Source organism: Streptomyces sp. WM4235, assembly GCF_001279725.1.
GTDB lineage: Bacteria > Actinomycetota > Actinomycetes > Streptomycetales > Streptomycetaceae > Streptomyces.
This window is the reverse complement of the sequence record NZ_LGDE01000451.1, coordinates 1-26,951: the sequence shown is the minus strand read 5'-3', so window position 1 is coordinate 26,951 and position 26,951 is coordinate 1. Positions and strand designations below refer to the sequence as shown.

General features: G+C 71.1%; 24 protein-coding genes and 1 pseudogene. 14 read left to right on the top strand and 11 right to left on the bottom strand.

The window, feature by feature from the left end; genetic code table 11:
* Window positions 1-120: 120 nt before the first annotated feature.
* The 3 genes from ADK55_RS31455 to ADK55_RS31445 all read right to left on the bottom strand — a co-directional run bounded on the left by ADK55_RS31455 (window position 121) and on the right by ADK55_RS31445 (window position 3,616).
* Window positions 121-1,416 carry a condensation domain-containing protein gene (locus ADK55_RS31455; protein ID WP_053683669.1) on the bottom strand — a complete coding sequence of 432 codons (1,296 nt, stop codon included), beginning with the start codon at window positions 1,414-1,416 and terminating at the stop codon, window positions 121-123.
* Window positions 1,417-1,498: 82 nt separating this feature from the next.
* On the bottom strand, window positions 1,499-2,887 hold the full coding sequence (locus ADK55_RS31450) for an MFS transporter (protein ID WP_063839671.1): 1,389 nt from the start codon (window positions 2,885-2,887) through the stop codon (window positions 1,499-1,501).
* A gap of 270 nt (window positions 2,888-3,157) precedes the next feature.
* On the bottom strand, window positions 3,158-3,616 hold the full coding sequence (locus ADK55_RS31445) for a hypothetical protein (protein WP_199826676.1): 459 nt from the start codon (window positions 3,614-3,616) through the stop codon (window positions 3,158-3,160).
* A 58-nt stretch (window positions 3,617-3,674) separates the two neighbouring features.
* On the opposite strand from ADK55_RS31445, the pseudogene ADK55_RS40580 reads away from it, so the two are divergent.
* Window positions 3,675-3,770, top strand: a pseudogene (locus ADK55_RS40580) (helix-turn-helix domain-containing protein); the annotation flags it as partial.
* A gap of 6 nt (window positions 3,771-3,776) precedes the next feature.
* The gene (locus tag ADK55_RS31440; RefSeq protein WP_267887368.1) at window positions 3,777-4,259 is read left to right on the top strand and encodes a TetR-like C-terminal domain-containing protein; all 483 of its coding nucleotides are present in this window, start codon (window positions 3,777-3,779) and stop codon (window positions 4,257-4,259) included.
* 193 nt (window positions 4,260-4,452) lie between these two features.
* Here ADK55_RS31440 and ADK55_RS31435 read toward each other — a convergent pair whose 3' ends face one another.
* A complete protein-coding gene (locus tag ADK55_RS31435; RefSeq protein ID WP_053683660.1) occupies window positions 4,453-5,061 on the bottom strand; it encodes a hypothetical protein in 609 nt (202 codons plus the stop codon).
* A gap of 641 nt (window positions 5,062-5,702) precedes the next feature.
* Here ADK55_RS31435 and ADK55_RS31430 point away from each other — a divergent pair.
* Entirely contained in the window at window positions 5,703-6,398 is a 696-nt protein-coding gene (locus tag ADK55_RS31430; RefSeq protein WP_063839670.1) for a DUF4328 domain-containing protein, read from the top strand.
* 604 nt (window positions 6,399-7,002) lie between these two features.
* Here ADK55_RS31430 and ADK55_RS31425 read toward each other — a convergent pair.
* Window positions 7,003-8,655: an FG-GAP repeat domain-containing protein gene (locus ADK55_RS31425; RefSeq protein WP_063839669.1), complete on the bottom strand. Its 1,653-nt coding sequence runs from the start codon at window positions 8,653-8,655 to the stop codon at window positions 7,003-7,005.
* A gap of 218 nt (window positions 8,656-8,873) precedes the next feature.
* Window positions 8,874-9,638 carry a hypothetical protein gene (locus tag ADK55_RS35640; protein ID WP_063839668.1) on the bottom strand — a complete coding sequence of 255 codons (765 nt, stop codon included), beginning with the start codon at window positions 9,636-9,638 and terminating at the stop codon, window positions 8,874-8,876.
* Window positions 9,639-9,707: 69 nt separating this feature from the next.
* Between ADK55_RS35640 and ADK55_RS31420 the strand changes: the two genes are divergently transcribed.
* Window positions 9,708-10,454 (top strand): FG-GAP repeat domain-containing protein, encoded by a 747-nt coding sequence (locus ADK55_RS31420; RefSeq protein WP_234350331.1) that lies wholly within the window; start codon window positions 9,708-9,710, stop codon window positions 10,452-10,454.
* 153 nt (window positions 10,455-10,607) lie between these two features.
* Here the strand turns inward: ADK55_RS31420 and ADK55_RS31415 are convergent, their stop codons facing one another.
* On the bottom strand, window positions 10,608-11,840 hold the full coding sequence (locus ADK55_RS31415; protein WP_053683654.1) for an MFS transporter: 1,233 nt from the start codon (window positions 11,838-11,840) through the stop codon (window positions 10,608-10,610).
* A gap of 287 nt (window positions 11,841-12,127) precedes the next feature.
* Here ADK55_RS31415 and ADK55_RS31410 point away from each other — a divergent pair, with 287 nt between their 5' ends.
* Genes ADK55_RS31410 through ADK55_RS31400 form a run of 3 tightly spaced genes read left to right on the top strand, consistent with a single transcriptional unit; the run spans window position 12,128 to window position 14,422 of the window.
* Window positions 12,128-12,607, top strand: coding sequence for a helix-turn-helix transcriptional regulator (locus ADK55_RS31410; protein ID WP_063839666.1), 480 nt, complete (start codon window positions 12,128-12,130; stop codon window positions 12,605-12,607).
* Between the two features lie 52 nt (window positions 12,608-12,659).
* Window positions 12,660-13,172 carry a toxin gene (locus tag ADK55_RS31405; protein ID WP_053683652.1) on the top strand — a complete coding sequence of 171 codons (513 nt, stop codon included), beginning with the start codon at window positions 12,660-12,662 and terminating at the stop codon, window positions 13,170-13,172.
* The gene (locus tag ADK55_RS31400; RefSeq protein WP_053683651.1) at window positions 13,169-14,422 is read left to right on the top strand and encodes an MAB_1171c family putative transporter; all 1,254 of its coding nucleotides are present in this window, start codon (window positions 13,169-13,171) and stop codon (window positions 14,420-14,422) included. Before ADK55_RS31405 ends, ADK55_RS31400 begins: the two co-directional genes overlap by 4 nt.
* On the opposite strand, the gene ADK55_RS31395 is transcribed toward ADK55_RS31400, so the two are convergent.
* Window positions 14,386-16,035, bottom strand: coding sequence for a sigma-70 family RNA polymerase sigma factor (locus tag ADK55_RS31395; protein WP_053683649.1), 1,650 nt, complete (start codon window positions 16,033-16,035; stop codon window positions 14,386-14,388). The genes ADK55_RS31400 and ADK55_RS31395 overlap by 37 nt on opposite strands.
* Window positions 16,036-17,227: 1,192 nt before the next feature.
* Window positions 17,228-17,506, bottom strand: a complete 279-nt coding sequence (locus ADK55_RS31385) for a GlsB/YeaQ/YmgE family stress response membrane protein (RefSeq protein WP_053683645.1) — start codon at window positions 17,504-17,506, stop codon at window positions 17,228-17,230.
* A 169-nt stretch (window positions 17,507-17,675) separates the two neighbouring features.
* On the opposite strand from ADK55_RS31385, the gene ADK55_RS31380 reads away from it, so the two are divergent.
* The 5 genes from ADK55_RS31380 (at window position 17,676) to ADK55_RS31360 (ending at window position 23,658) form a co-directional block, all read left to right on the top strand.
* A complete protein-coding gene (locus tag ADK55_RS31380) occupies window positions 17,676-18,278 on the top strand; it encodes a hypothetical protein (protein ID WP_159041619.1) in 603 nt (200 codons plus the stop codon).
* Window positions 18,279-19,628: 1,350 nt separating this feature from the next.
* Window positions 19,629-21,197, top strand: coding sequence for an AbfB domain-containing protein (locus tag ADK55_RS31375; protein WP_053683641.1), 1,569 nt, complete (start codon window positions 19,629-19,631; stop codon window positions 21,195-21,197).
* A gap of 44 nt (window positions 21,198-21,241) precedes the next feature.
* Window positions 21,242-21,775: an RICIN domain-containing protein gene (locus ADK55_RS31370; RefSeq protein WP_053683639.1), complete on the top strand. Its 534-nt coding sequence runs from the start codon at window positions 21,242-21,244 to the stop codon at window positions 21,773-21,775.
* Between the two features lie 219 nt (window positions 21,776-21,994).
* Window positions 21,995-22,543, top strand: coding sequence for an RICIN domain-containing protein (locus ADK55_RS31365; RefSeq protein ID WP_053683637.1), 549 nt, complete (start codon window positions 21,995-21,997; stop codon window positions 22,541-22,543).
* Window positions 22,528-23,658 carry a hypothetical protein gene (locus ADK55_RS31360; protein ID WP_107089358.1) on the top strand — a complete coding sequence of 377 codons (1,131 nt, stop codon included), beginning with the start codon at window positions 22,528-22,530 and terminating at the stop codon, window positions 23,656-23,658. Before ADK55_RS31365 ends, ADK55_RS31360 begins: the two co-directional genes overlap by 16 nt.
* 441 nt (window positions 23,659-24,099) lie before the next feature.
* On the opposite strand, the gene ADK55_RS31355 is transcribed toward ADK55_RS31360, so the two are convergent.
* Window positions 24,100-24,303, bottom strand: coding sequence for a cold-shock protein (locus ADK55_RS31355; RefSeq protein WP_053683670.1), 204 nt, complete (start codon window positions 24,301-24,303; stop codon window positions 24,100-24,102).
* A 393-nt stretch (window positions 24,304-24,696) separates the two neighbouring features.
* Here ADK55_RS31355 and ADK55_RS31350 point away from each other — a divergent pair, with 393 nt between their 5' ends.
* On the top strand, window positions 24,697-25,221 hold the full coding sequence (locus tag ADK55_RS31350; RefSeq protein WP_053683635.1) for a VOC family protein: 525 nt from the start codon (window positions 24,697-24,699) through the stop codon (window positions 25,219-25,221).
* An 87-nt stretch (window positions 25,222-25,308) separates the two neighbouring features.
* Window positions 25,309-25,803, top strand: coding sequence for a hypothetical protein (locus ADK55_RS31345; protein WP_053683633.1), 495 nt, complete (start codon window positions 25,309-25,311; stop codon window positions 25,801-25,803).
* A gap of 48 nt (window positions 25,804-25,851) precedes the next feature.
* Here ADK55_RS31345 and ADK55_RS31340 read toward each other — a convergent pair whose 3' ends face one another.
* Entirely contained in the window at window positions 25,852-26,502 is a 651-nt protein-coding gene (locus ADK55_RS31340) for a hypothetical protein (protein ID WP_053683631.1), read from the bottom strand.
* Window positions 26,503-26,951: the final 449 nt, after the last annotated feature.

Here is a 26,951-nt window from a genome sequence, read left to right as displayed (position 1 = left end):
TGCCATGAGGGGGCTCGGGGTGCGCGGTCGTGTGGGACGCCCGGTGGTGCGGGGCGGTGCGGGGGCTGCGGGCGGGATGCGGGGCGGTGATGCCCGCGGGGGCCGGGGTCGCGGTCGGGGTCAGACCGCGGCGGGCTCGAAGGGACGCAGCGCGTGGGTGAGCGCGTCGAAGGCCCGGCGCGCGGTGTCGTCGTCGAGCACCGCGCGGTCCCACACCATCCGCAGGCGGATCTCCGCTCCCTGGGTGACGGAGACGGCGAAGGGACCGCGGACGGGTCTGCCGTCGACGTGGACCTCCCGTCCCTCGACACCGGCCAGTTCGAGGGGTGGGCGACGGCTGTCGTCGTCCACGGTGAGCAGTCCGTCGAGGCCGCCGGTCCAGCCCGAGCCGGCGGCCCGCACGGCGGTCACGACCGCGTCGAAGGGCACGTCGGCCCGGTCGAGGTCGTCCCACCACGCGTCGGCCGTCGCCTCCGGGTCGGGTGCGGGTCCGGTGTCGGCGGGGAAGACGACGGTGTTGAGGAAGCAGCCGATGACCGGCTCCGCTCCCGGGGGACGGCCGCCCCACGGGTAGCCGAGCGGGATGAGGAGGTCCGGGCCGTACAGCTCGCGGGCCGCGGCGCGGCATGCGTCGAGCAGTCCGGGGAACGGCACGCCGCCGTCGTGTGCGGGCAACCGGATCTGCGCGATACCGCCGGCCGTCGCGCCGGCGGGCACGCGTGCCGGGCGGGGTGACGGGGCGTGGGCCTGGAGCGGACGCAGCCGGTCCGCCCAGTACGCGGCCGCCTCGGGCGTCTCCGCCCGTTCCTCGGCGGCGAGTTGCCGCAGGACCGTGTCCCGGTAGGCGGCCGACTCGGCATCCGTCTCCCCCGGTGCGACCCGGGACGCGGTGGTCTCCTCGCCGTACGCGGCGCCGAGTTCGTCGACGATCCGTGCCAGCGAGCGGCCGTCGCAGGCGGCGTGGTCCAGGACGATGGCGAGGATGTCCTCCTCGCGCTCCTCGTCGCGTACGAGGAAGAGCCGCAGGGGTGAACCCTGCGCGTCCCAGGAGGCGAGCGCGCGCCGGAGCGTGTCGGCGGGCCGCTCCCCCGGCATCGGGGCCGGCCGGGTCACGCCGACGTCCGGATCGGCGACGCGCAGGACGGGAGTGCCGCGCACAACGGCGGGCCGCGAGCGCAGGGCGGTGTGCCGTGCGGCGAGCCTGTGGGCCGCGGCCCGCAGGCGTTCGATGTCGATCGTCCCGTACGGGAAGGCGAAGAACATCGGCACCAGGTCGGGGCGGCCCGACGGGTCCAGCGAACGCACCAGGAGGAAGCGGCGCTGTGCTCCGGTGACGGGCAGCAGGACGTCGGACCGGTCGCCGGCGGCGGTGAGACGCCGGTATCGGGCCAGGTACTGACTCGTGATGCTGAGCACGTGGTTCTCTCTGTCGAGGCCGCGGTCGCGGTCGCGCGGAAGGGTGTGGCGGCGCGGGTGGTCCCGCGCGCGGTACGGGTGGTCAGCGGGTGGGTGCGGGGGCCGGGCGTTCGTCGCCGTCGGCGGTGGCGCTCTCCGGCGTCGTCTCGTCCGCGGCGCCGGCGCGGTCGTCGTCCTGCGGACCAAGGGCCTGCGGACCGGGGGTCCGCGGAGCGTCGTCCTGCGGACCGGGGAGGTCCCGCATCCGGCGCAGCGGGGAGAACAGCAGGGGCAGCGGTACGGCGAGGATGCCGACGGCGCACCAGGCGAGTGCCGTACGCGACCCGTGGGACTGGGCGAGGGCGCCGCCGATGAGCGCGCCGAGCGGCAGGGTGCCCCACATGAGGAAGCGCAGGGTGGCGTTCATCCGGCCGAGCAGGCGTGGTGGGCACAGCCCTTGGCGGAAGCTGACCTGGGCGATGTTGTAGACGACGGCGCCGAAGGAGACGACCGCCGATCCGGCGGCGAAGAGGGCCGCCCCGGAGAGGCCGTGCCCGGACAGCGGCCACAGCAGGGCGAACGGGCCGGTGACCAGGACGGACAGGAGGATGACCCGGGCCTGCCCCAGACGGGCGGCGAGGCGTCCGGCGCACAGGGCGCCCAGCAGCCCTCCGACGGCGGAGGCGGACAGCACCAGCCCGAGCCCGCCGGGCTCCAGTCCGACGACGCGGACGAGGTGCACGGTCTGTGTCGCCATGAGGACGGCGGTGCAGAGGTTGGCGAGGCCGGTGGTGAGGGCGATGACCCGGAGCAGCGGATGGCCGAAGACGAAGCGGACGCCTTCGGCGATCTCCTTGCGCAGGGAGGCCCCGGCGGCGGGCTCGGGTGTTTCCTCGGGCTGCTTGACGCGCAGGAGGAACAGGGCGGAGAGCAGGTAGCCGATGGCGTCGGCGACGACGGCGAGGTGGGCTCCGACGAGCTGTACCAGTCCGCCGCCGACGCCGGGGCCGGTCACCTGGGCGGTGGAACGGACCGTCTCCAGGGCGCCGTTGCCGGCCACGAGTTGGTCCCGGGGCAGGATCTGCGGCAGGTAGCTCTGATGGGCGACGTCGAAGAACACGGTCGCCACGCCGATCACGAGCGCGACGACGTAGAGCTGGGCCATGGTCAGGGCGTGGGCGAGCGCGGCGGCGGGGATGCTCGCCATGGCCACGGCGCGGACCAGGTCCGCGCGGATCATCAGGGACCGTTTGCGCATGCGGTCGACGAGTGCCCCGGCGGGCAGCCCGACGAGCAGGAAGGCGGCGGTCTCCGCGGCGGTCAGGAGGCCCACCTGGAAGGCGGGGGCGTCGAGTTCGAGGACGGCCACGAGGGGCAGCGCCACGAGCGTCACCTGGGCACCGAGCTGCCCGGTGGCGGCTCCCGCGAGCAGCAGCCGGAAGTCGCGCACACGCATGGGGCCACCGGCGGCGGCTCGGGATGTTTCGGACATGTGACCGACATTCACCGACCCACCGATCAGGAGTCAAAGCAACCCTGTCAGTTTCGGACTTCTTTTGCGTCACCGTGGGGGCAACTCGGGAAATCTTTCGCCCTACCCGGGGTACGGCCGCGTGAATTCCTGCCGGTCGGGCTCGAACGCGGGACAGGTGGGGCAAGGGAGGGCAGGGGGCGCGGGGAACACCCGAACGACCTGCCTCACGCGGAGTGACCGGTTCAATCCTGACCGAAAACGCTCATCTATGATCACGCCCCTCCGGAATCACCCATTCCGTCCGCTATGAACGTCACGCGCCGTCGACCAACGCCGTATGACGTCGACACCGCGGGCACGGCGGCCGGCCTCACGCCCCCACCGCGGTGACTCGACCCGGTCGCCGACAGCGGCTCGCTTCGGTTGGTGGCGACGGAGGTTGGCGGCGAGGACGCGGTCGAGCGCGCGGTCGGACAGCATCGGACCCAGGCGCATGATCAGGGCGGCGTCCCGGCCGGCGGTGTAGCGGGTGCGCGGCCTGCGCGCCGTCACGGCCTTCGCGATGACCAGGGCGGCGGCGTCGGCGGTCGGACCCGATGCGGTGCCCGAGGCCATCAGCTTGTTGTTCGCCCGGACCAGGTCGCCGTAACGCGCCTCCTGCTCGGGCGTCATCCGGGCGGTCAGGTCGTTCGCCGTCGCGATCCCGCGAGCGGCGATCTCCGTACGGACGCCACCGGGCTCGACCACGACCACCTGTACACCCAGCGGCGCGACCTCCCGGGCGCGGTGAGTCGCTGACCGCCTCCTCGACCTCGGGGGCCCCGAAGCCGTCACCCTGCGCGAGGTGGGCGCGCGGGCGGGCGTGAGCCGGGGAGCGCCGTACCGGCACTTCACCGGCAAGGACAGCCTGCTGACCGTCCTCGCGACCGAGGGCTGGGAACGGATCGCCGACCAGGTCCACGCCCTGCGGGCCGATCCGGCCCTGCCGGCCTCCGACAAGCTGCGAGGCGCTCTGCGCATCCTCGTCGGCGTCGGCCGGGAGCGGCCGCACCTGTACCAGATGCTGTTCAGGCGCCCCGGGCACCGCCCCGAGGAACTCGGCGAAGGACTCGATCACGTCCGGGGCCGGCTGTGCACGCCCGCGGGCGACCCGGCGGCGGACCGCGTCCGCGCGGCCGGACGCTTCCAGGACGAGTTCCTGCCCCTCGTCGCCGAACTCGTCGGGGAACCGAACGCACGGCACTACGGCACCCTGCTGCTCGCCGGCACGCACGGCATCGCGGACATGGAGCTCAGCGGCCACCTCGGCACGGGCATGTCGCGCACCACCGCCGACGAACTCCTCGACACCCTGGTCCGCATGGTCGCGGACGCCGGCGAAGCGACATGACGACGCCCGCGCCCGGGCCCCGACGCGGCGGACTCGCGGGGCGGCCCTCCCCTTCGTCGCCTCCGCGATGCGTACCGGCACCATGACGAGCCGGAGGATCTCGGCGCCGACGGCCTGCGGGTCGTACGCGCTCGCCGCTCGTCTCCACCACGGCGATGCCCTGCGCGCGGGTCGCGACCTCGGTATCCGTCGATCAGTCCAGGCTGAACTGGAAGTAAGCCGTCTCCCGGAAGCCGGCCGTCGGCGGGTCGACTTCCACCGTGATCGGGATCCCCTTCACGCTCGGCTTGACGCGGACCGGAACGGTTCGCTTCTTCTCCGTGCCCAGCGGTGGCACGAGGGCGGCGGCGGCCTCCCGCCGGTTCAACCAGGTCACGCTGTATCCGGAGGCGTGGTCGTCGAGCGACTTGCCCGCGCGGACCACCAGGGGCGCGGGGCCGTATTCGGACGCGCCGGCGTCCGATGACTCCCCGCCGGGGCGCAGCTCTTCGTCGGTGTCGTTCTCGTAGGTGACCGTGAGGCTGTAGGAGCCGTCGGGCTCCGGGCGCGGTCGGCTGACGGTCACCTTCAGGCCGTCCTCGTACCGCGCGGTCGCGCCGGGGCCGAGCGGGTCCGCCACGTATCCGGAAGGGCCGCTCTGCTCCAACTGACCGTATCCGTCGAAGCCCTTCTCGAACTCGGCCAGTGCCCAGGCAGCCAGGATGACGAGGCCGGTGAGGACGACGACGGCGACAGCGCAGCCGTTGAGTCCCCGCGGCCTGTCCGAGGTCGGGGTGCCGGGGGGCGTCTGGTCCGTGTCCATACGGGTCACGATAGGGAGCGGCCGGCGCGCGGATCATGAGCGGACGTACTCAAAGACCGCCTGAGTAGTCGGCCTCGTGCGCCGGCACGGGTCCGCCCTACGAAGGCGCCATCTGCGCGGCGCCGCCCGATCCCCCGTCAAGGTCGCCGAGAACAAGGTCGCCGAGAACGGAGCACAACAGGCACGCCTGCTGTACCGGCCCTCCTTCGACGTCGTCGACAACGTGCAGTACCAGGTCGTCTTCTCGTCTGGCTTTGGGGTGCCGGGGCCGCCGCACGCCTGGCCCACGCCTGGCGCCCCACCGCCGACTGACACCCGTCGTTCCCCGCTTCGGCTTCCGTGCCGTCACGTGCGGCCGGGGCGGGGATGCCAACCGGTGTCGAAGCGCGCCGAATTCGAGCGCGACCGCCCCCGGAGGCGACGTGCGCGGTAAAGCCGTGTGCATTCCCACCCACCTGAGAGATAGGCACGCAGTCGGCGCCGGGGCGGCTCGTGATCGACGACTGGAGTCGGGTTCCTCCGCCCCCGGGACCGGACCAGGGGATTCCTCATGGACGGACGGGACCGCTCTGGCGTACTTTCCCTCTGCACGCACATCCGCGGGCCCTTTCCGCCTTCCTGCCCGTGGGGGTTCCACCGTCATGTCCTCTTCCGGCGTTCTCCGCCCCCGCCCGCCCATTCCCCGGCGAACGCCCGGCACTTCGCGGGGCCTGCTCGCGGGCCTGTGCGTGGTGCTGGCGGCCGTTGCCGCCGGGGACCTCTTCTCCCTCTACATCGGGGCCCGGCTGCGCGCCGATGTGGAGACGGACGGGGGCTTCGCCTTCGTCTCCGAGGACCGGCTGGACCAGGCCGACCACCTGTTCCTGGTCTACGACCAGATCCACGTGTTCGGGCTCGCGGCGTGTGCGGCCGTCTTCATCACCTGGTTCCACCGGATGCGCCGCAACGCCGGCTCACTGGCCCCTGACCGGTTCGGGAGGGGACCGGGCTGGGCGATCGGAGCCTGGTTCGTGCCCGTGGCCGGCCTCTGGATGCCGTACCGCATCGCCGTGGACATGTGGAGCGCCGGCGCCCGGGCAACGCCGGCCGCGGGCCCGGCCGGCGTCTCCTTCTGGCCGGTGAACCTCTGGTGGGGCTCCTTCACGGGCTCGGTCCTGCTCGGCTGGTACGCGAACACGGGCTACCGGCGGGCCGAGGACCTCCACCCCCTCCTCGACGCGGGGAAACTGGGGGTGGCGGCAGCGGCACTGAACATCGTCGCGGCGGCGTCGGCGGCGTACTTCGCCTTCCGGCTGACACACGTGCTGAACCTCGCGACGGCCGGCGGGAGCCGCTGAGCACCGGCCGGACTGGGGTCATCGCCTCTCGACCTCGGCCGCCACCGCGGGTGACCGCGGCCGACGCCCTGGCGCTGGTTCGCGGCGGCCTGGTCGCGCTGAGCGCGCTGCGTGCGGGACGTTTCGACAAGGGCGACTCCGTCCTGGTCGCCGCCGTCAGGTCCGCGGACAAGGCCGAGTTCGTGCGTGGATGCGGCGCCGACGAGGTGGTGATCTATTCGCAGGACTCCTGGGGAGACCCGGTGGACCTGGTCCTCGACGGCGACGGCGGCGGCGGCGATCTGGTGCAGCGGGGCGTGGACGCCCTCTCCCCCCACGGCAGGCTCGTGGCGTTCCAGCGCGGGTGGCGGCACTGTGGACGCGGGCAGCCTGCTCGGCGGCCTGTTCAACGCATGCGACGTGCGCCGATGTTCAGCCGAGGACCGCCGATGGCCGCCGATGGCCGCACCGACAGTATCGTCGGGGCAGGCCCGCCGAGGTGTTGCCCGGCCGTGTGGGTCACAGTGTGGAAGCGACGTGGAGCGACGTGGAGCGACGTGGAGCGACTGCGGGACCGACCCTGCCGGAGCGGGTGGCTTCCACCCGCTCCGGCAACGAGTCACCGTCAGAACAGCTCGTTGTAGATGTTCCAGCCACCGCCGAGCGAGGCACGCGGCTTGAACTTGCCGCCGTACGCACCCTGTCCGTCGTACCGGTATCCCTGACCCGACGCGTCGATCGCGATCAGGTCGGTGGTGCCGTTGCCGGTGGCGTCGGACACGGTGGCGAGCTTGTTGTAGGCGTTCCAGCCGGCACCGAGATCCTGACGCGGGCCGAAGGGGGCCGCGCTGTTGCCGGTGCCCGGCAGGAGGTACAGCCGGCCGTCGGTCGAGCGGGCCAGGACGTCGACGCGACCGTCCCCGTTGACGTCACCGGAACCGAGGATCTTGTTGTACGCGTTCCAGCCGTCGCCGACTCGGATGCGGTCGCCGACCTTCTGGGCGGACCCGTCACCGGGGTAGATCCACAGGACGCCGGTCTTGTCGCGGGCGAGCAGGTCTCCGTGACCGTCACCGGTCACGTCGCCGGGACCGGTGACGGAGGTGTAGGCGTCCCAGCCGGCGCCGAGGTCTCCGGCCCCGTAGAGGTAGCCTTCCGTCAGGAGCCTGCCACCGCTCAGGCGCAGCTTGGTGACGATGCCCGAGCCGTCGAGCGAGGTGGCGTAGCCGATGGTGTCCTTCTCCAGCCCATCGCTCGTGGGGGTCGAGAACTGCCCGTTGTTCTGGGCCCTGCGGCTCCAGGTCCGCCCGTCGGCGTCGCGGCCGATGAGGTGCTTCTTCCCGAAGTCGGGCCGACCGCCCGCCCCCGCGAGCACGTCGGCTCCCGCCCAGCCCGACCGGTGGAGCACCGGGTCCGCGAAGCGGCCCTGGCCGATGGCCCGGTAGAGGTAGAGGTCGCCGTTCAAGGTCCGGGCAAGGAGGTCCGACAGTCCGTCACCGTCCCGGTCGTCGGCGCTCAGGAGCTGGTTGTACGTGTGCCAACCGGCGCCCAGCTCGACACCGGCCTTGAACGGCTGCGCGGCGTCGCCCGTGCCGGCGAAGAAGATCAGGTCGTCGGTCGTGTTGCGGGCGTAGACGTCTCCGATGCCGTCGCCGTCGGCGTCGGCCACCCCGACGATCTGGTCGAAGTCGGACCAGAGGCCGGGCGCCTTGATCCGTGCGCCGAACGGCGCCTTGAGGTCGCCGGTGCCCGGGAACAGGTACAGGTCGCCGCCGTAGGTGCGGGCGAGAATGTCGTTCTTGCCGTCGCCCGTCAGGTCGCCCGCCGCGACGATCTTGTTGTAGATGTCCCAGCCCGTGCTGCTCCAAGCGGCCTGGTACGGGCCGTTGTTGACGTCGACGAAGAGCTTGAGCGTGCCGTCGGTCCTCACGATGAGGAGTTCCGACATGCCGTTGCCGTCCAGATCGCCCGGGGTGATCAGGTCCTGGGTCCCGACGAGGTCCGCGTCCACGAGCAACCCGTGCGTGTCCGTGGAGTTGGGCTGTTCGACGATGAGGGAGCTGCTCGGCGGGCCGATGTGGCCGTTGCGAACGATCTCCCCGATCCCGTCCCCGTTCCAGTCGAACCGCGGCTTCACCTTGCTCGCGGCCGCCTTCGGGGCGGCCGGGGCCTTGTCGGCCGCGAGGGCCGGTGTGCTCAGCAGGGTGCCCGCCGCGACGGCTATCGCCGTGCACAGCGCGATGCGCCGAGCGCGGCCGGACATACGGGTGTTGCGCATGAGTCCCCCCAGGACATGTGTGTACGCGAATGACGTACGGAACGCAGCCGGGCCATGAAGTACGTGTGCCCGGCAACCAATGAGAGCGTATGTGGGGAAAGCGGGGCGGTACAGGGACGTGTGTGACAGATGTGTCACAGACGGTTCACCCCGCGTTGATGCAGGTCCCGGACGGGCCCCTCACCCGTCAGACCACATCGCGGAGCCGCCTCACCCCGTCAGGCCGAATGGCGGGCCTCGTCGCCGATGTACGCCAACACCTTGTCCAGCGAACGCCGTTCGCGGTCTGCGCGGCCGGCCAGGAGGGCGCCGCGGGCGCGCTCGCGGTCCTCGCGCCGGAAGGGCTGCGGCTGTTGCGGGGTCAGCCAGAGGATCAGGGGTCTGACCCCGGCCCGCTGATAGGCCGTCAGCTTGTGGTGGCCGTCGAGGACGTAGCCCACCCGGCCGGCCGGGGTCGGACGCAGCGCGATCAGCGCGGGCAGACCGCCGGCCCTGATCCGCCGTGCGTAATCCCGCACGACGGCCTCGCGGCGCGGCGGCCAGTGGTCCGTGGTGAGCAGCGCGAGGTCTTCCTCCGCGTACCACTGCTCGACCGCGTGGCCGCGCGGGTGGACGACGCGCGTTTCGTGCGGAGCCGTCTGAACGGTCATCACGTACCGGCCCGGCGCCAGGAGCGTCAGCAGCGGGCGGAGTCGCTCCGGGTCGGGTGGCAGGTGGTGGCCGGTGACAGGGTCCACCGTGAGGTCCGGGCAGCCCAGCCACTCGGTGAGGGCCTTGACCTCGCCGGTTCCGGGTGCGTCGGCTCCCGCGCGGGCGGCCAGCCAACCAAGGCTGCCGCAGCCGTCGTTGCCCTCCAGCAGGACGGGGTCACCGGCGAGTACCAGCAGGCTCGCCGAGGCGTCCCCGGTGACCTCGATGACGCCGAGCCCGTCCGGGACCTCACACACGACGACGGGCGGGGGCGGAAGGGGTTTGGTGGCCATCGACACAGTCTTTCAGAGGCGGTCAAGGAAGTCCGGGGGCCGGGGCGGCTCGCCCGCGCGGCCGGTTCCGTGGAGACGCCGAGCTTCGCGATGAGCGGTGTGGACAAGCAGTCCAACGAGCTGTATCTGTACTTCCCGGACCGCAAGGGCGCCTTCGAGGACCGGCACCACGTGGCGACCAGCTTCGACGCCTTCGCCGACTCGATCGATGTCGACAACGACAAGGACGGGTACAGCGACGGCTCTTGGAGCCTCTACAAGGACGGGGTCCTGAACTACAGCTGGATCGACGACGAACTCCAGTACCACAGCAAGAACGTCGGCACGGCCTGGAACATCTACACCACGGTGCTGTCCCCCGGCAATCTCGGCGGAGGACAGGAGGCCGACCTCATCGGCCTCGACAAGTCCGGTGACCTGTGGGGCTATCCCGGCTACGCGGACGGCGCGCTCGGCGAACGCACGCGCATCGGCGGCGGATGGGGGCAGTACACGCAGCTCGCCGGTCAGGGTGATCTGACCGGCGACGGCAAGGCCGACATCGTCGCGCGGGACAGGTCCGGCGTCCTGTGGCTCTACAAGGGCACCGGCGACCACAAGGCTCCGTTCGCGGCCCGTACACAGGTCGGCGGCGGCTGGAACACGTACGACCGGCTGCTGTCCGTCGGCGACCTCGACGCCGACGGCCGGGCGGATCTGATCGCGCGCAAGCCCAATGGCGACCTGTACCGCTACTCGGGCACGGGCGACGCGGGCGCCGTGTTCCAGAAGCCGGTCAAGATAGGGAACGGGTTCCAGATCTACAACCTGCTGTAGCGACAGGCACCGACGGGACGGGGCGCGCCGCCTCATGCGGGGACGGCGGCCCCTCGTCCCGTCCCACGCGTCGCCCAGTGGGTCATCGCCTCGCACGCACGGGTAGGGCAGTCCGGCGGCGGTGAAGTCGCCCACCTCTCGTTTCAGGGGCGTTCAGCGCGTGGCGGCACTGCCGCTCGACGAGGTGGCGGCACTGTCGCTCGGCGAGGTGGCGGCCGGCGTGATGGGCGGCGTGGTGGTGTGCCCCTTGCGCTCTGCCGCCACGCCGAGGCCGGCGAGGAGGAGTCCGGCGAGGGTGACGAGGGCCCCGGCCCAGTTGAGGGCGGGGTAGCCGAAGCCGGCGTCGATGATCCTTCCGCCGAGCAGCGGGCCGGCGGCGTTGGCGAGGTTGAAGGCGGCGATGTTCGACGCCGAGGCGAGCGTGGGAGCGCCGTCGGCCTTGGCCATGATCCGCATCTGGAGCGGGGAGATGGTGGCGAAGGTGGCCGCGCCGAAGAGGAAGACGGTCACGCAGGTGGCCGCCTTGTCGTGGACCGTGAAGGTGAACGCTCCGAGGACGAGGGTGAGCAGTGCCAGCGCCCCGCACATGGCGCTCCTGGGGGCGCGGTCCGCGAGCCGGCCGCTGACCAGGTTGCCGACGAACATGCCGACGCCGAACAGCACCATGATCAGGGTGACGGCGCCGTCGGTGAAGCCGGTGACCCCGGTGACCATTTCGGCGATGTAGGTGTACGAGGTCATGACGCCGCCGAAGCCGAGCACGGTGGTGAGCAGGACGAGCAGCACCTGCGGGCGGCGCAGCACCTTGAGTTCGGCGCGCAGTCCGATGCCCTCGGGCGCCGGGGTGCGGGGCACGAGCGAGACGATGCCCGCCAGGCCCACTGCGGCGAAGAGGGCGACCATCCAGAAGGCCCAGCGCCAACCGGAGTGCTGGCCGATGAAGGTGCCCGCCGGGACGCCGAGGATGGTGGAGAGGGTGAGGCCCGCGGCGACCATCGACACGGCGCGGCCCTTGCGGTCCTCGGGCACGAGATCGGAGGCGACCACCATGGCGACGCCGAAGAACGCGCCGTGGGCGAGGGCGGAGAGCACCCGGCCCGCCATGAGCAGCCCGTAGGTGGGGGCGAGGGCGGACAGGATCGTTCCGGCGAGGAAGACCAGCATGAGCCGGATCAGCAGGGTCCTGCGTTCGGTACGGGCGCACAGGACGGTGAGGCCGGGGGCGCCGATGACGACGCCGAGCGCGTACCCGGACACCAGGAGTCCCGCGGTGGGGATGGAGACGGCGAGGTCCGCTCCGATGTCGGGGAGGATCCCCGCGATGATGAACTCGGCGACTCCGATGGCGAAACCGCTGAGGGAGAGGGCGATGACGGCGATGGGCACGGCTGTGCTCCTGGGTTGACTTCGGCGGAACGGTGGGAGGGCGAGCGTGGCCGCGATCGGGGCCGTGGCCGCGATCGGGGTCGGACGCGATCGGGGTCGAACGTCTCCGGGCGGTTCCCGGTCGCCGCGATGACGCGCATGTGCCGGCGACTGTCGATGGCTGCCGGCGCACGCCTTCCTGTTCATCTCAGCTAACGATTCGACCGTAAGTGCGAGGTGAGGGGCTGTCAACTAGGATTGGTCACCATCGCCTTGCCGGTTCATGCTGGCGAACAGAAGGAGTGTTGATGCCCCCCTTGGCCGACAAGGTCGACAAGCTCTTCAGGACCATCCGCACCGACGGCCGGGAGTACACCTACGACGAGGTCGCCCGCGGCTGCAGCCAACTGAGCGGCGGCACGTTCTCCAAGACGTACGTCTGGCAGCTGCGCACCGGACAGCGCGACAACCCAACCAAGCGGCATCTGGAGGCGCTGGCGGCGTTCTTCCGGGTGCCCGCCGCGTACTTCTTCGACGATGACACCGCCGAGCGGGTCGACGCGCAGCTCGCCATCGCCTCGGCGATGGGCAACGCCGAGGTGCGCGACATCGCCCTGCGGGCCATGAGCATGGACGACTCCGGCCGCAAGCATCTGGCGCGCATCATTCGCGAGGTCAGCCTGCTGCACTCGGCGGCCTCCTCCCGCGGGCAGGCGGCCCGCGTCAAGGGGACGGCCGACGACCCGGAGGGCAGAGACACCGGCGGGGCGGCGGGCGGCGGGGAGTAGGCCGCCGGTGCGATTCCTCCAGCGACACCGGCGCGGGTCCGATCTCCGGGCGATGCGCCGGGAGAGCCGGCGGCGACTGGCCTCCTTCGGGCTGCCCGAGTCCTACGACCTCATGACCCTGTGCGACCACCTCGGCGGTTCCCGGGGCCGGCCCGTCCATCTGCTGCCCATGCCCCTGGACGCGTCCGGTCCGTGCGGCCTGTGGCTGGCCTTCTCGGACGCGGACTACGTCGTCTACGAGCAGCACACCAGCCGGCACCATCAAGAGCACATCATCGCGCACGAGTTGGCGCACATGCTGTGCGACCACCGCAGTGGGAGCGCCGACTCCTCCCGGGCCGTGGCCACGCTCTTCCCCGACCTCGACCCGTCGCTGGTGCGGGACCTGTTGTGCCGGGACAACTACTCCGACACCCAGGAGCGGGAGGCGGAGGTGATGGCGTTCCTCCTCGGCGAGGGCCTGCGCTCGCGGCCCGGCACGGCCGCCGTCGAGACGGACGGGGTGGTCGGCCGCATCCGGGGCTCGCTCGACTGGCGCCGCGGAACCGGACGTGACGTGACGTGAACAGTGTCCGCTACCCGCTGGGCGCGCTGGTCTGCTGGGCGGCGTTCGCCCTCACCCTGCGGCCGCTCCTTCGGCGCGGGGCGCGGCCGGCGCTCGTCGCCCTGTGCGCGTCCTTCGGCTGCCAGGGCATGTACCTCGCCATGTCCACCCCCACCCGGCTGACCGGTCGGCTCTTCGGCACGGTCACCTGGTACAACGTCTCCGTCCAGATGTGGATCATCGCGGCCATCGCGTGCCAACAGGTGTTGCTCATCCACTGGCTGTACGCGCGGGAGGAGGCCCGCGTCCGCGCGCGCCGCCGGCTGGCCCTGCTGTCCTGTGTACCGGTGGCGATGGCCGTCCTCTTCGAGCTCGCCGTGCTGCGCGGACACCCGCGGAACACGTTCACGGACCTGGGGGAACAGCCGTACTTCGTGGCCTACCAGGTCGTCTACCTCACGGCGTTCGCCCTCGGGAAGGCCGTGGTGGCCAAGGCGTGCTGGTTCTACGCCCGGCTGACCGAGGACGTCTGGGTACGGCGCGGCCTGCGGACCGCGGCGGTCGGCGCGTGCCTCGACCTCGTCTACGCCCTGGGGCGGTTCGCGGACGTGTTCCTCGTGCACCGGGGCTGGGATCCATCCGCCTGGGCGAACGCCACACGGACCTGTCTGACGGTGGGGTTGGCCCTGAATACCATCGGCTGGACGGCGCCGTTGTGGGGCTCGCGGGTACAGGCGGTACGGGCGTGGTGGGCCGACTACCGCCGGTACCGCCGGCTGCGCCCGCTCTGGTACGCCCTGTATCGGGCCCACCCCGAGATATCGCTCCAGCCCGCTGCCCGCAGCGATCTCTTCGCCCTGTGGGACCTGCGGTTCCGCCTGCACCGGCGGGTGATCGAGATCAGGGACGGCTGCCTGGCCCTGGGCGGGCAGGTCTCCCCCGGGCTCCCCTCCGCCCCGGGGCCGGAGAGGAGCGTCGAGGAGCGGGCGCGGTGGGAGGCGGCGCGGATGGCGGCCGCCCTCGCGGAGCGGCCCGGACATGACGGAACGAACGGACATGACGGAACGAACGGGCGGGGCGGAACGAACGGGCGGGGCGGAATGGAGGACCGGGTGACCGACGCCTCACCCGTGTCGGTGATGAACCAGGGCGACCTGGACTTCTCCGCCGATGTGCGGTGGCTGGTCCAGGTCTCCCGGGCCTTCGCCTCAACTCCCGCCGCGCGGGCATGGGCTCAGCGCAGGGTGAAGAGCAGGTTGACCGAGTTGTAGTAGTTGGGCAGGTGCACCATCTCCGAGCCCGGACGCGGCGGGTCGGCCTTCGGCCAGTTCCGCGGGCCCAGCAGGTGGTCGGAGTAGTCGCTGTGCGGGACCCTCGGCACGAACCAGACGCGGTACGCGCCAGATCGCGCGTCCGGATCGAACCGCCACAGCTGGGTCGCGCGGTCCGCGCCGGTCCGGCAGGGGCGAAGGGTGACCTCGACGAGGTTCCCGCCGCCGGTGGTTCCGTCGAGGCAGGTGCCGGTGTCGGCGTTCCGGAGTTGGTGGGTGTTCTTCCAGGCGGGCAGCCGCTGCCATCCCTGGGAGGCTTTGCCGGTGCACTTCTCAAGCTGCACACGGCCGTCGGAACGGCCGCCGCCCACGCCGACGCACAGCCCCGAACCCACGTTGACCAAGGCGTCGCCGGCGGGACCCGTCGAGGGCGATGCCGAGGTCGGTGTGGTGGTGGCCGAGGAGGAAACGGAGGTCGAGGCGGAGGGGCCGGCTGTCGCGGAGGCGGAGGCGGAGATGGCCGACGACGACGCGGGCGTGCCGATGGCCACGAACGGTGTGACCGCCGGGAGCGGGTCTCCGGGGGCCGCGGCCGTTCTGGCGGGTACGGCTACCTGATCGGACCGGTTGTTCTCGGCCTCGGCGGGCAGCAGGGCGACCACGGTGGCCGTCGTTCCCACCACGGCCACCGCCGCGGCCCACTTCGCGGCACTGATCTTGGCTCCGGCGAGCTGGGTACCGTTCAGCGTTCCCGCTCCGGCGGCGAGGTGGGCGCCGTTCTCGCCCAGGGTCGCCAGGAAGGAGGCGGGTTTCCACAGCAGGATTCCGCCCAGCAGCAGCACCCCCAGACGGCCGTTGACGTCGCGCAGGTCGCGCTCGGCCCGCGCGCAGTCGCCGCACCCCTGGAGGTGGCGGCCCAGGTCCCGGGTGCGGCGCTTGCCCGGCCGACGGAGCATGGCGGCGATCTGCCCGCCGTAGTGCCGGCACTCGTCGCTCGCACTCTGATCCAGGTGGGCGCGCAAGTACGCCTCCCGCAAACCTTCCCGTGCACGCGCGACCAGCGAGCCGACGCCTCCCGCCGAGATTCCGAGGCGGCCGGCGGTCTCCGCCGCCGGCTCGTGCTCGACGACGGCGTGCCACAGCACGGCCTGCCAGCGCTCCGGCAGCGACCGGTAGGCCCGCAGGACCAGCGACCCCTCTTCCGCCGAGAAGACGCTCTCCTCCGCGTCCTGGCCGTCCGCGAGCTGCGCGGCCCATTCCTCGAAGTCTTCGGACAGCCGCGTACGAGCGCCCTCCCGCGCCCGTGCGGCCGCCAGGCGGCGCACGCAGACCAGCAGGTACGGCCGCCAGGCGTACTCGGGTCCGGCGCCCCAGGCGACGGCCCGGTAGGTACGGGCGAAGGCCTCGGCGGCGAGGTCCTGGGCGGTGGACAGGTCCCTGCAGCAGCTACGCGCGTAGGCGAGCACCGAAGAATGGTGACGCGCGAACACCTCGGCCATCACGTCGCTGACGTCGGCGTCGGACTCGGAGGTGTGGCCACGCAGCAGGGCGCAGAGCTCCCCGTCGGTGAGGCTTCGGAGATGCTGCTGACGGGCAGTACCCGGTGTACTCAACACGTACTCCTGTTTGGCTTGCTGATGACCCGCAAGGCGGCTTCCGGGGACATCCGTCATGAGGAGGGTGCGGCGCTGCGCCCGTACCGGAATTCGCGCAAGTGTGCACTCTCGCAGGGCCGCAAGCAAACGAGTGCTCGTCGGCGTGACGCGCGGACGGTGGCGGTCGCCGTGGGCGGATCGACGGAAGAAGCCGGGCGGACGGGCCCGGATCCAAGGCCACTGAGACCCCCTTTCGACACCAACAGCCTTGTCCTGTAGGCCTGTTGCCATTCACGGCCGGCATCCGACAGCGCCCTGGGAGTGATCGCGATCCTCACGGCCGACTCGCTCTTGCGCGGCGGGGACGCTCCCCGGATCGGGCTCTCCTTCCGGAGAGTTCTCCGCCTCAAGCCTCCGGGCCGGTCGGGAGGATCACGCGAACCGGAATGCCCGGCTTGTTGCGAAGACGGTGCGATCTCCGCTCCGCTGGAACGGACTCGGCGTCCGGGAAGCCCGGATCGTCGGGAGGCGCGTCGCGACCGGCCCGGGTACGAGCGGGCCAGGCGTCGCTTCCCGATGGGGACGTACCTGACGCATCTGGTCGCGGACCGCCGGGCCGGATTCTGGACCGGGTACGCCGTCGAAGGGATGTTCAGCGGTGACCGGGTCAGCGCGGGTGGGTTGGTCCGTTTTGGACGCCAGGGGCAACCGCGCATCAGCCCTGCGCCCCCCGGAGCCCTACCGGCACCTGACGGAGGCCGTCACCGTCAACGTCGCCGACTCCGCGGTGCACGCCCTGTACTGGCCCGACGCGGCGCTCGTCGAAACGGGACCCGGCGGGATGCTCCGGATCCGCGCCCTACCTGTCTCGGATCCGGTCGGCCTCGCGATCCGCGGCGATCGGCTGCTCCTGCTCGCAGGGGTGGAGCGGGGCATCGACAGAGCCGGCCGCGTGGGTGCCGTCCACCACCTCCGAGGGACGGACGGCGGAGCGGTCGTCACCGGCCGCGAGGGCCTCGTCTTTCCGAACGGCGATCCCACTGTTCTCCGGGGGGAGCGGGTCGGCCCTTCCGTGGCAGGTGAAGTGCATGGTGGGGTTGCGGCGTGGGGCAGCACGTCATTGTTCCCCTACGAGGCTCCCGTACAAGCGGAACGGCTCCGCCCTCGCGAGGAGGGGGAGCCGTTTCCGTCTGCGGTGGGGCTGTGTCACTCAGGCGTGGCGGTGGTGACGGTTGTTGCCGGTGACGAGTCGGTAGACGGCGAGGAGGATGACGGAGCCGATGATGGCGGCGATCCAGGTGGAGAGGTCGAAGAAGCCGTCGATGGAGTCGACGCCGAATATGACCTTGCCGAGCCAGCCGCCGAGCAGGCCGCCCGCGATGCCGATGAGCATGGTGATGATCACGCCGCCCGGGTCCTTGCCCGGCATCAGAGCCTTGGCGATGAAGCCCGCGAGCAGTCCGATCAGGATCCAGGCGATGATGCCCATGACGCTTCTCCTACCTCGATGAATAAAGCTGGTGTCAACGAGCGTCTGCACCGAGCGGAGGTTTCCAAACGTCCCGAGTTCTTGATCGTTCCGCGGGGCGGGAAGCGGCTTCGGCGGCTCGAACCGGGTCGTGTCCTCATGACGCAGGGTCACGCCATAGGGTGCGCTGATGGAAACAGAGCAGCGCCGTACCCGCCGAGTGCCGCGATCAGCCCTCTACCCGGTCATCACCGCGGGGTGCCTGCTCCTCTCCTGCGCCGCGGGCTGGAGCAACGTGCTGCTCCTCGTCGCGGGGCGGGTGATCCCGAGTTGGGCGATGAGCGCGGCCCTGCTCCTCGTGTCACTGGTCCTCATGGGAGTCACCGCCGTACGGCGCCGCTCGGAGGATGAGCGGAAGACAGGGCGTCGTGTGGCGCTGCCACTGTTCCTGCGGGGTCTGGCGGTGGTCGTGGCCGTACTGGGGAGTGTGTTCGGCGTGTTGGGCGACGTCGGTGCCGAGTACCACGTGCTCCACCCCACGGGCCCGCACGGTTGCAGAGCCGTCGTGCGGGAGACGTCGTTCCTGCTCGTCGGGGGCGGCGACGTGTACGCGGTGGGCCGGACCGGCATTGCCTGGCGGCCGGCGGGTTCCTGGCGGGTCGACGACGCCTACCGCCCCATCGCCAAGGGCACGTACGAGCTGGAGTGGGGCCCGGAGAGCGGCACCCTGGAGCTCCGCGGCAGCACGACCGATCCGGTCATGGACGGGGTGCACGGCGTCGACTGCGACTGAGGTGTCCTCCTGCCGGGCCCCGGCGCGCTTCACTCGCCGCTGAGTTCCTCCGCCGTGTCGGTGAGCTGCCGGACCTGGTCCTCGGTGAGGTGTCGGACCTCCCGGACGAGCGCGGCCACGTCGGCGACCTCCGGTGCGGGTGCGTGGTTTCCTTCCGTGCGCGCACCCCGGACAGGGATGCCAGGACGGTGGCCGGGACACCGAGCACCGCGCCGAAGCCGTCGAGGAGTTCGGCATCGAGTTCCTTCACGCCGTCGCGCACCATGACGATGGTGGAGGACGCCTTGCAGACTCCGGACATCAGGCCCATCACCTGGGCCACTGTCGACCGGTCCAGGTTGCGCAGGGCGAACATGCTCATCAGCGACCGGCCGCTGCGCGGGAATCCCGACAATGAATCGCGCGCGTGAATCCGCTCGCGGCTCGGGCAGCCGAGACGGCTCGGTAGGACGCTCGGTGCCACGACGTCATCGCACAGCGGTAATTGTGCCGGCGCCGGCATTACCGCTCACCTCAACCGCCAATGCCGAGCCGCCCGGCGGCATTGACTTGCCGCCCGCTCTCATTGGCTTGGCCGTCCGGCCGCATTGACTTGTCGTCCGGCCGCATTCGAATGGAGATGTGGAGGGCGTGAATGAATGGCAGTCACGGCGGCTTCCGCTTATGGGCGGAGCCGTGCACGCGACCCTCTCGTGGTGTGAATGCGCCCCGAGTCATCACGGCGCATGGGCGTATACCCGTCGGCCATCAGTTCCCCCTGCGTCTCGGCGCTCCCCGCGCGTGCACGGCTCACCGGAGTGCGATGACTCCGATGATTCCCCTCCGGCGTACCGACCGGTCAAGTCGGTCTTGTCACCGTAACGGCTGCGCCCATCCCTCGCAATGATCTATTCAAGAGGCTCCCACGAGAGGGAAATGACTGGTATTACCGCTGGACAGAGCCATGAATGACGGGTTGTCAGGTCGACGGGAGCAGGAGGGGCCGTCGCATCCCGAGCGGGACACCCGGCGCCAACGCGCGACCGACCCCTTACCGCCGGTAGGAATACGGCGAGATCCGGCCAATCCGCCGGACCCCTTCCCGAATGAGATCGTTGCCGCATCCGGCATATTCAAAGTAAGGTCGCCCTGCATCCGGTTGGAACGGCCGGAGTCGGGGGGAAATTCGTTCACCGCCGGGGGGATTCGTGCGGGCCGTCCACACTGCCGTCATCGCGATGTCGGCTCACTGACGCGCCCTTTTCCGGAATTCCGCTCCCATGAAGGAGCGGACGATCCTGCCTGCGCCGATTTCACCCTGCATTCATCAAGTCGTCCTCAGGCGACGGCAGTAGGGATCACTGAAACAGCATGCACAAGAGCTCTGTCCCGTCCGCACGACTGCGTCGGACCGTCACACATGGCATCGTCACCACCACCGCGGTGGCCGCGGCGCTGGGCGTCGCCGCTCCGAGCGCGGGTGCCGTCACCACCGCACCGAGTGCCTCGACCAGGGCTGCCGACATCGGCACCACCGATGCCCAGCGGGTGAGCGCCGCCGCCGTGGTGCGTCTCGACCCGACGGCCGATGTGCTCCTGCTCAGCGACTACGACTTCATCCACGCCCTGTGGCAGAAGGCCCGTGACGCCGGAGAGTCGTTGGACTCGGTGCGCGTCGCGGCCGAGCAGGCCATGTTCAGCTCGGCCGCCGCCGACCACGTCCGGTTCATCACCACCGGAATCCACGACGCGTACCGGCTCGACCAACAGCGGGAGCGGGACAGAGCCGAGGCCGAGCGGGCCGCCCGGCTCGCGAAGACGCAGGCCCTCCAGGTCGTGGGCATCCCGAGCACCCCCGAGCTGCTCGGCCTCAACGACGACAACTTCATCCGTGCCGTGATCAAGCACACCGCGGCGGGTCCCGAGGTACGGGCCGCCGGCATCCGTGCCCTCGCCGGCGAGCCGACCGAGTGGCGGGAGTTCATCGTCAACGGAGTGCGCGACGCCCACAGGATCGATGTCGCGAACGAGCTCAAGGAGTTGGAGGAGAGGGACCGCAAGGAGGCCGAGCGGCGCAAGGAGCTGGCGGCCCGCCAGAGTACGGCGGCCCTGTTCCGCATCACGCCGACCGAGGGCATGCTCGTCCTCGGCAGCGACAACTTCATCCGCGAACTGCTCCGTCTGGCCCCGGCCGACCTGCACGGCTCGGAGCTGTACGCGGCGGCTCAGCGGGCCGTACTGAGCTCCGACCCGGAGGAGTGGAAGCGGTTCGTCCACACCGGGGCCGACACGGCCTACAAGCTCGACGACGAGAACCGCCGCAAGAAGGCCGCCGAGGCCAACCGCAAGCTGGCTTTGCAGATCCAGGCCGCCGCCGAGAACGGCGGGGTGCACCCAGGTCTGGTCGCGGCCGCGAAGAAGGCGCTGGCCGGGACCGACGAGCAGGTCGCGGAGTTCCTCAAGGAGGACACCCAGTACCGGCTCAAGCGCCAGTCCATCCAGTCGATGGACGTACAGGCCACCGGCTGGCACATCCGCCAGTCCACGGTGGACAAGGGCGAGGCGTTCATCACCCCCGTGGACTCCAGGAGTCCGCTGGCCGACCGTCAGGACGCCACCTGGACCATCGTGCCCTCGCTCGCCGGCCAGCCCGGTTGCTGGTCCTTCGAGTCCGTCCGCAAGCCCGGCCACTACCTGATGACAACGGTGGGCCCGCTGCGGATCCGGCTGGCACCGGACGACCGCACCTCGGACTTCCGCAAGAGCGCCACCTGGTGCAAGCGCAAGAACGGCACGGCAACCGGGTTCGTCTGGGGTGTCGGGCCGGAGGAGCGCTGGCTCGTCCACATGTCCGGGTCCCTCTACTCGGTCACCTCCAACGCGAGCGCGTGGGTCAAGGACAGCGGCGTCTGGAAGGTCACCGCCCCGCTCGCGCCCTGACCCGAACCGGACCCCGACCGCACGACAGAGAACGGAACCCACCCATGACACGGATCGCCCGAGTCGCACTCTCCGCAACCGTCGGCCTCGCCGCCCTCGCGGGTGGCGCGACCACCGCACACGCGGAGCAGAACACGCCCTACTTCCGGTTCCAGGTCGAGCACAGCGACAAGTGCCTCACCGTGGCGGGCGGCAGCCTCGCCAACGGGGCGACGGCGACACAATCGACCTGCGCCGCGGGCCTGGACAACCAGCTGTTCGCACTCAAGCCGGACGGCAAGGGCCGGCTCCAGGTACAGGCCAAGCACAGCGGTAGATGCCTCGCCACGGTGCCCGACAAGGGTTGGACCGTCCAGCAGGCGTGGTGCGTCACCACCGCCTCCACCGTCACCAACCAGAGCTGGCGGGTCATGCTGGTCGACGTCGCGAAGGACCTGTACGAGCTGCGCCCCAATGACCAGCTCGAATACTGCCTCACGGTCCCCGACAACAGCACCGCCGAGGGCGTCCAGCCGTTCATCGGGAAGTGCGCAGGTCTGGCCCCGCAGCGCTGGCGCATGACGCCGGCCACCTCCTGAGGACCGTCCCTCCCGGCCGGGTGACCCGGCCGACTGGACCGCCGAGTGGCTGACCGCCCGGCCTTCCATGCACCTTCCATGCACCTTCCATGCACCTTCCATGCGCGGCCGCGCTTCCACCGGTACCCACACGCACCCGAGCACTCAGCACTCAGCACTCAGCACCCGACACTCGCACTCGCACTCGCACTCGCACTCGCACAGAAACGGAACATCACGATGGCACGGATCGTCCCAGCCGCGCTGGCCGTCGGCGTCGGCCTTGCCGCGCTCGTCGGCGGCACGACCACCGCGCACGCGGCAGACAACGCGGCAGACAACGCGGCAGACAAGACGTACGCCCAGCTGGAAACGTCCGACGGCCGTCTCTGCCTGGGCGCGTCCTTCGACAACTCGGCCTACCTGGACGACTGCAGGACCGACTGGATGTTCCCCGCGGTGTGGGAGGTGGTCGCCACCTCCGACTCCTCCTTCGAGCTGCGCTGGTCCGCCAACAACAACTGCCTGGAAGTCGCGGGCGGCGGCGCCCAGATCGGTACGCAGGTACGGCTCGGAGCGTGCTCAGGTGGCAAGCAGACACGCTGGCAGATGGACCTCGTCGACCCGGTCCGCAAGCTGTACCAGCTGCGCCCCACCCATGCCGAGGACCGCTGCCTGGACATTCCCAACGGCGAAATCGTCCAGAACAAGCAGCCGCAGAGCTGGTCCTGCAACCAGTCCGCCGCCCAGCTCTGGCACGTCAAGAAGTTCCAGTGGCCGTCCACGTGAGCGGGAACGCGCGCGCGGCCACGGTCCTGACGGTGGCCCTGCTGACCCTGGCGGGTCCGCTCGCCGGCGCGACGCCGGCGTGGGCCGGGCCGTCATCGCCTCCCCGGGCCACCCTCGCGGCCGACGAGGCTCCATCCGACGCACCCCCTTCCGTCGAGGCCCTGGCGGCCCAGGCCGCGCGCGACGAAGTCCTGCGCATCGCCAAGTCGGGGCTCCCCGCGGAGCTGCGCACCTCCGCGTGGAACGCGCTGCGCAGCACTCTGGGCGACGAGGCCATCGCGGCGTGGCTGGCCCCCGGCGGCGGCTACGACCTGGCGAAGCAGCGACTGCGCGACACCCGTACGCGCAACAGGCTCTTCTGCGACCGGGTGGTGGCCACGCACACCCCCGAGTTCTCGCCACAGGTGTACGCCGCCGCCAAGAACGCGGTCCGGGGCACGGACAACGACCGGGCGGTGTTCGCCCGTACCGGATACGAGCAGGCCCGGCAGCGCGACCGCGACGCCCGGGCCGCCGACACCGCCCATCAGCAGGAAGTGGCGGCCAAGGAGCGGGACTTCGTACGGACTTTGGCCGCGACGGATCCCGGCGCGGAGGTCAGGGTGTCGGCGCAGTGGGCCGTGCGGCCCGGGGCGACCGACGCGGACGTTTCGGAGTTCTTCGGCTACGGCTGGTCCAGCGGCGCCACCCTCGACCTGGAGGGCTACCGGCTGCGGGTCACGGACGGCGAGACCCGACGCCACCACGCGCTGTCCCTGCTGCTCCGGAAGGCGGTCGCCGCCGAGGCGGCACTCAAGGACGCGTCCGACGCCGCGAAGGCCAAGGCCGAGGCGCAGGCCGCCTGGCACGCCGTGGCCGGACAGGCCGACGAGGCACGCGGTACCTGGCTGGCCGAGCAGGCGGTGACCTCGGCGCAGGCGGAGAACTGGAGGCAGGTCGCAGAGGCCGCCCGGGCGGGGGCGGACGGGATCTGGAAGAACATCGCGGCGCCCGCCGGGCTCAACGAGCGGTTCTGGACCGCGGAGGGCAAGAGCGCGGCCGAGTCGGCGGCCTACTGGCAGGGCGTGTTCGACCGGGCCCGAGAGTCCGAGAACCGCGTGAAGGGAACCGCGTGAAGGGAACCGCGTGACCGGTACGGCGTGACCCGCCCCTGAGGCCACCACCGGCGGGCTCATCCCGCCGTACGCGCCCCACGAGGCCTCGCCGGTCGCCCGCAGGAGTACTCGGGCGGCCGGCCGGCAGCACGTCAGCCGTGAACGGCCCTCGGGCGTCCTCGTGAACCGGACCCGGCGACCACGCCGGCCGTTCCCCTGTCGGCCGTTCCCCGGCCGGCCGGGGACAAGTCGATGGCGCACCGGGTCGCCGAGCAGATCTCCGACGGGTCCCTGCATCGGTCGAGGGCCTCGCGGCGGTTCCTGAACGGACGCTCGGCGGCTGAGGCAGGGACCTGACCGGTGGTTTCCGGGTCAGCGGCCGGTGGTGGAGCGCGGCCCCGGGGTACCGGTCAGGCGCCGCCCCGGAGTTCGTGTTCCGAGGCGGCGCCTTCGACGGGCGGGTCAGGCGGCGGTGATGTTCTCCGCCTGCGGGCCCTTCTGGCCCTGCGTGATGTCGAAGGTCACGGCCTGGCCTTCCTGGAGCTCGCGGTAGCCCGTGGAGTTGATGTTGGAGTAGTGCGCGAAGACGTCCGGTCCGCCGCCGTCCTGCGCGATGAAGCCGAAGCCCTTTTCGGCGTTGAACCACTTCACGGTTCCGCTGGCCATGTTCATGCCTTCCAGTCGAGGTCGGATCCGCACCACGCGGACCCGGAGGTGATCGCCCTGGTCCGGCACTGCACAGCGAAACACCCACGCCAGGGGCGCGGGCAGGTACTGCGAACCACGACAGCTGGAGCTGAAGTTACACGCCGGAGCCGCCCGTCACCAGAGAGCTAGGGGCACTGAGGTGGAAGTTTGTGTCTGGGGCGGCGATGACCGTGAGCCGGGACAGGAGGCGTCCCACGCGCGGTCGCCTGCCGGCGACCGCCTGCCCGCGCGTCCCGGGGAGGGAGGTCAACGGGGCCACGACACGGAAGCCGCTCGATATAGGACAAGAGCTGTCCTGATTGAGTTCTACTGTCATCAGGCCATGAAGAACCTCACGAGGGGACGATTCCGATGGACCTCACTGCGCCCGCGGGCTACACGAGCGTCGCTCCCTGGGTGGTCACCGACGACACCGGCGCATTGCTCGACTTCATCGCCCGAGCCTTCGATGGCGAGGAGATCGCACGAGTGGCGGTCGAGGACGGCACCATCGGCCACGGCGAGATCCGGGTGGGCGACACGGTCGTGTTGGCCTTCGACCGAAGGCCCGACTGGCCGGTGATGCCCTCGCTGTTGCGGGTTTACGTCCCGGACGCGGACGCGGCGATGACCGCCGCCGTCGCGCAGGGAGCACAGGTGATCACCGAGGCCGCCGACAGTGCGTGGGGGGATCGCGTCGGCAGGGTGCGGGACCCGTTCGGCAACATCTGGTGGGTGACGAGCCGGGTGGAGCATGTCGCACCCGATCTCGCCTGGGAGCGTATGTCCGAGCCGAAGTACGCCGAGGCGATGCGCACGGCCCAGGAGACTCTGGACCGCGCGCTCAGCGGCCGAGAGGCAGGGCTGTCAGGCGTCCCTCGGCGCCCGACCGACTGACGCCCGCCTTTCGGTGGGGAAGACGCCCCGAGCGCCGTCACACGGACGGGCTCGGACTCGTACGGCGCGACTGACTATTCTCGATGCATGAACGTGTTCGAGGGCGGTGACGGCCGGTATCTGGAGATGACCAACGGCGGAACCGCGGTGTTCGTGGATGTACTGATGTTCGCCGTGTCCACGCTGGCCCGCGAGCCGTGGGACTTCCGCTTCGCCGCCCTGCTGACGCTCCAGGACCAGAACGTGATGGGACGTGGGGTGGTCGGTTTCGATCTGACGGACCTCGACTGGGGGGACACGCCCCAGGAGCGGGCCGCGGCCAAGGACTTCCTGCTGCGCGTCCTCGATCTCGCGCTGTCCCGCCACCGGTGGAAGGAACTGACGTACGATCCGCCCCGGGTCGAGGGGTACCTGCGCACGTATCGGGCGATGGTGGAGGAGTTCGACCCGGCCGTCGCGGGGGCCGGCGCGGGCGTTCTGCCCGGGCCGCACGAGGCCGCGATGGCCTCGTGCGTACGCCACCGGGTGCTGGACGCACTGCCGTTCTGGGAAGCCTGCGTCTTCTGCACCGCAGGGGTCTGAGGGTCCGCCCCTTCGCGGACACCGCGCCCACGGATCGCAGGGCGACCCTCAGGGTCGGGTGACTTCGGCCAGGATCTCCCCGATGAGCTTGGCCGCCTCGAGCTCCTCAAGCCGGACCAGGGCCGCCCCCTCGGCCTCCGCTCCGGTGCCCGGGATCAGCTCCGTCGGCTCCCAACACAGATCACGGTCGAACCGTTCGTCCGACTGCTCGCCCCTCAGTACGCGCCGCCTGAGGAGGGGGCCCCGGCGGGCCTCCGCGGTGCAATACACGACCTGTCCGTCGGCATCGAGCGCGTCGAGGACCGTGTCGCCGAGCAGTGTGACGGGCGGGTTGCCGAGGTGGCTCTCCAGGGTGCCCGGCCGGAACCGCACACCCGTCAGGTCGAGGAAACCCGCATTGTCCCGGGTGAACTCCCCTCCCCGCTCGTAGAAGAGGACCAACGGCTCGTAGAGATCGGGAAGGTCCGAGAACGCGGCCGGGTTCCGCTCCCGGAGCCCTGCCGCGCGCACCGCTCCCGAACAGGTCTGCCGAACCTCCCCGTTGGGCAGCCGCCCCAGGAAGTCGGCCAGTTCGGCTGCCAGTTCGGCTGTCAGTTCAGGGGGCGGTCGGAACTCGGGAGCCACATACGAGGTCACGTCGAAGAAGGGCCAGGCGCCCTCGGCCCCGTACGCCCGGGCCCACACGGCCGCCCGTCGCATGTACTCACGAAACAGGATCCGGCGGGACGTGGCGTGCCTGAAGGCGACATCCCACTCACTCGTCCAATCCACCGCGCGGAGGCGATTCAACGCGGCGGATGCCGTCCGATCGGTCACGTGAGCCCGGTTCCCTTCGCGCGCAGCCCGCCCTCGTGGTCTGAGCCTTCGGAGCGAGGCTACGCCGGCTCGCGGCCTCCCACCCTCGGCGAGTTGACTTCCGACCCGCCGAGCCGGGCGTATCGCGCCACGGGGTTGCCGCCGCGAATGACGGGCGGGTGTCCAAGACCTTCCGGACGGGGCGGCACCACTCAGCCCGCTGTCACGGCGCCACTCAGCCTGCCCTCAGGTGCCGCTCAGCCCGCCGTCAGGGAGAAGCGGCGGACCACCTCGATGCTGAGGTTGTCGTGGATGGTGAAGAACGGGCAGGCGGCCAGTTCCGTGCCGCTCGC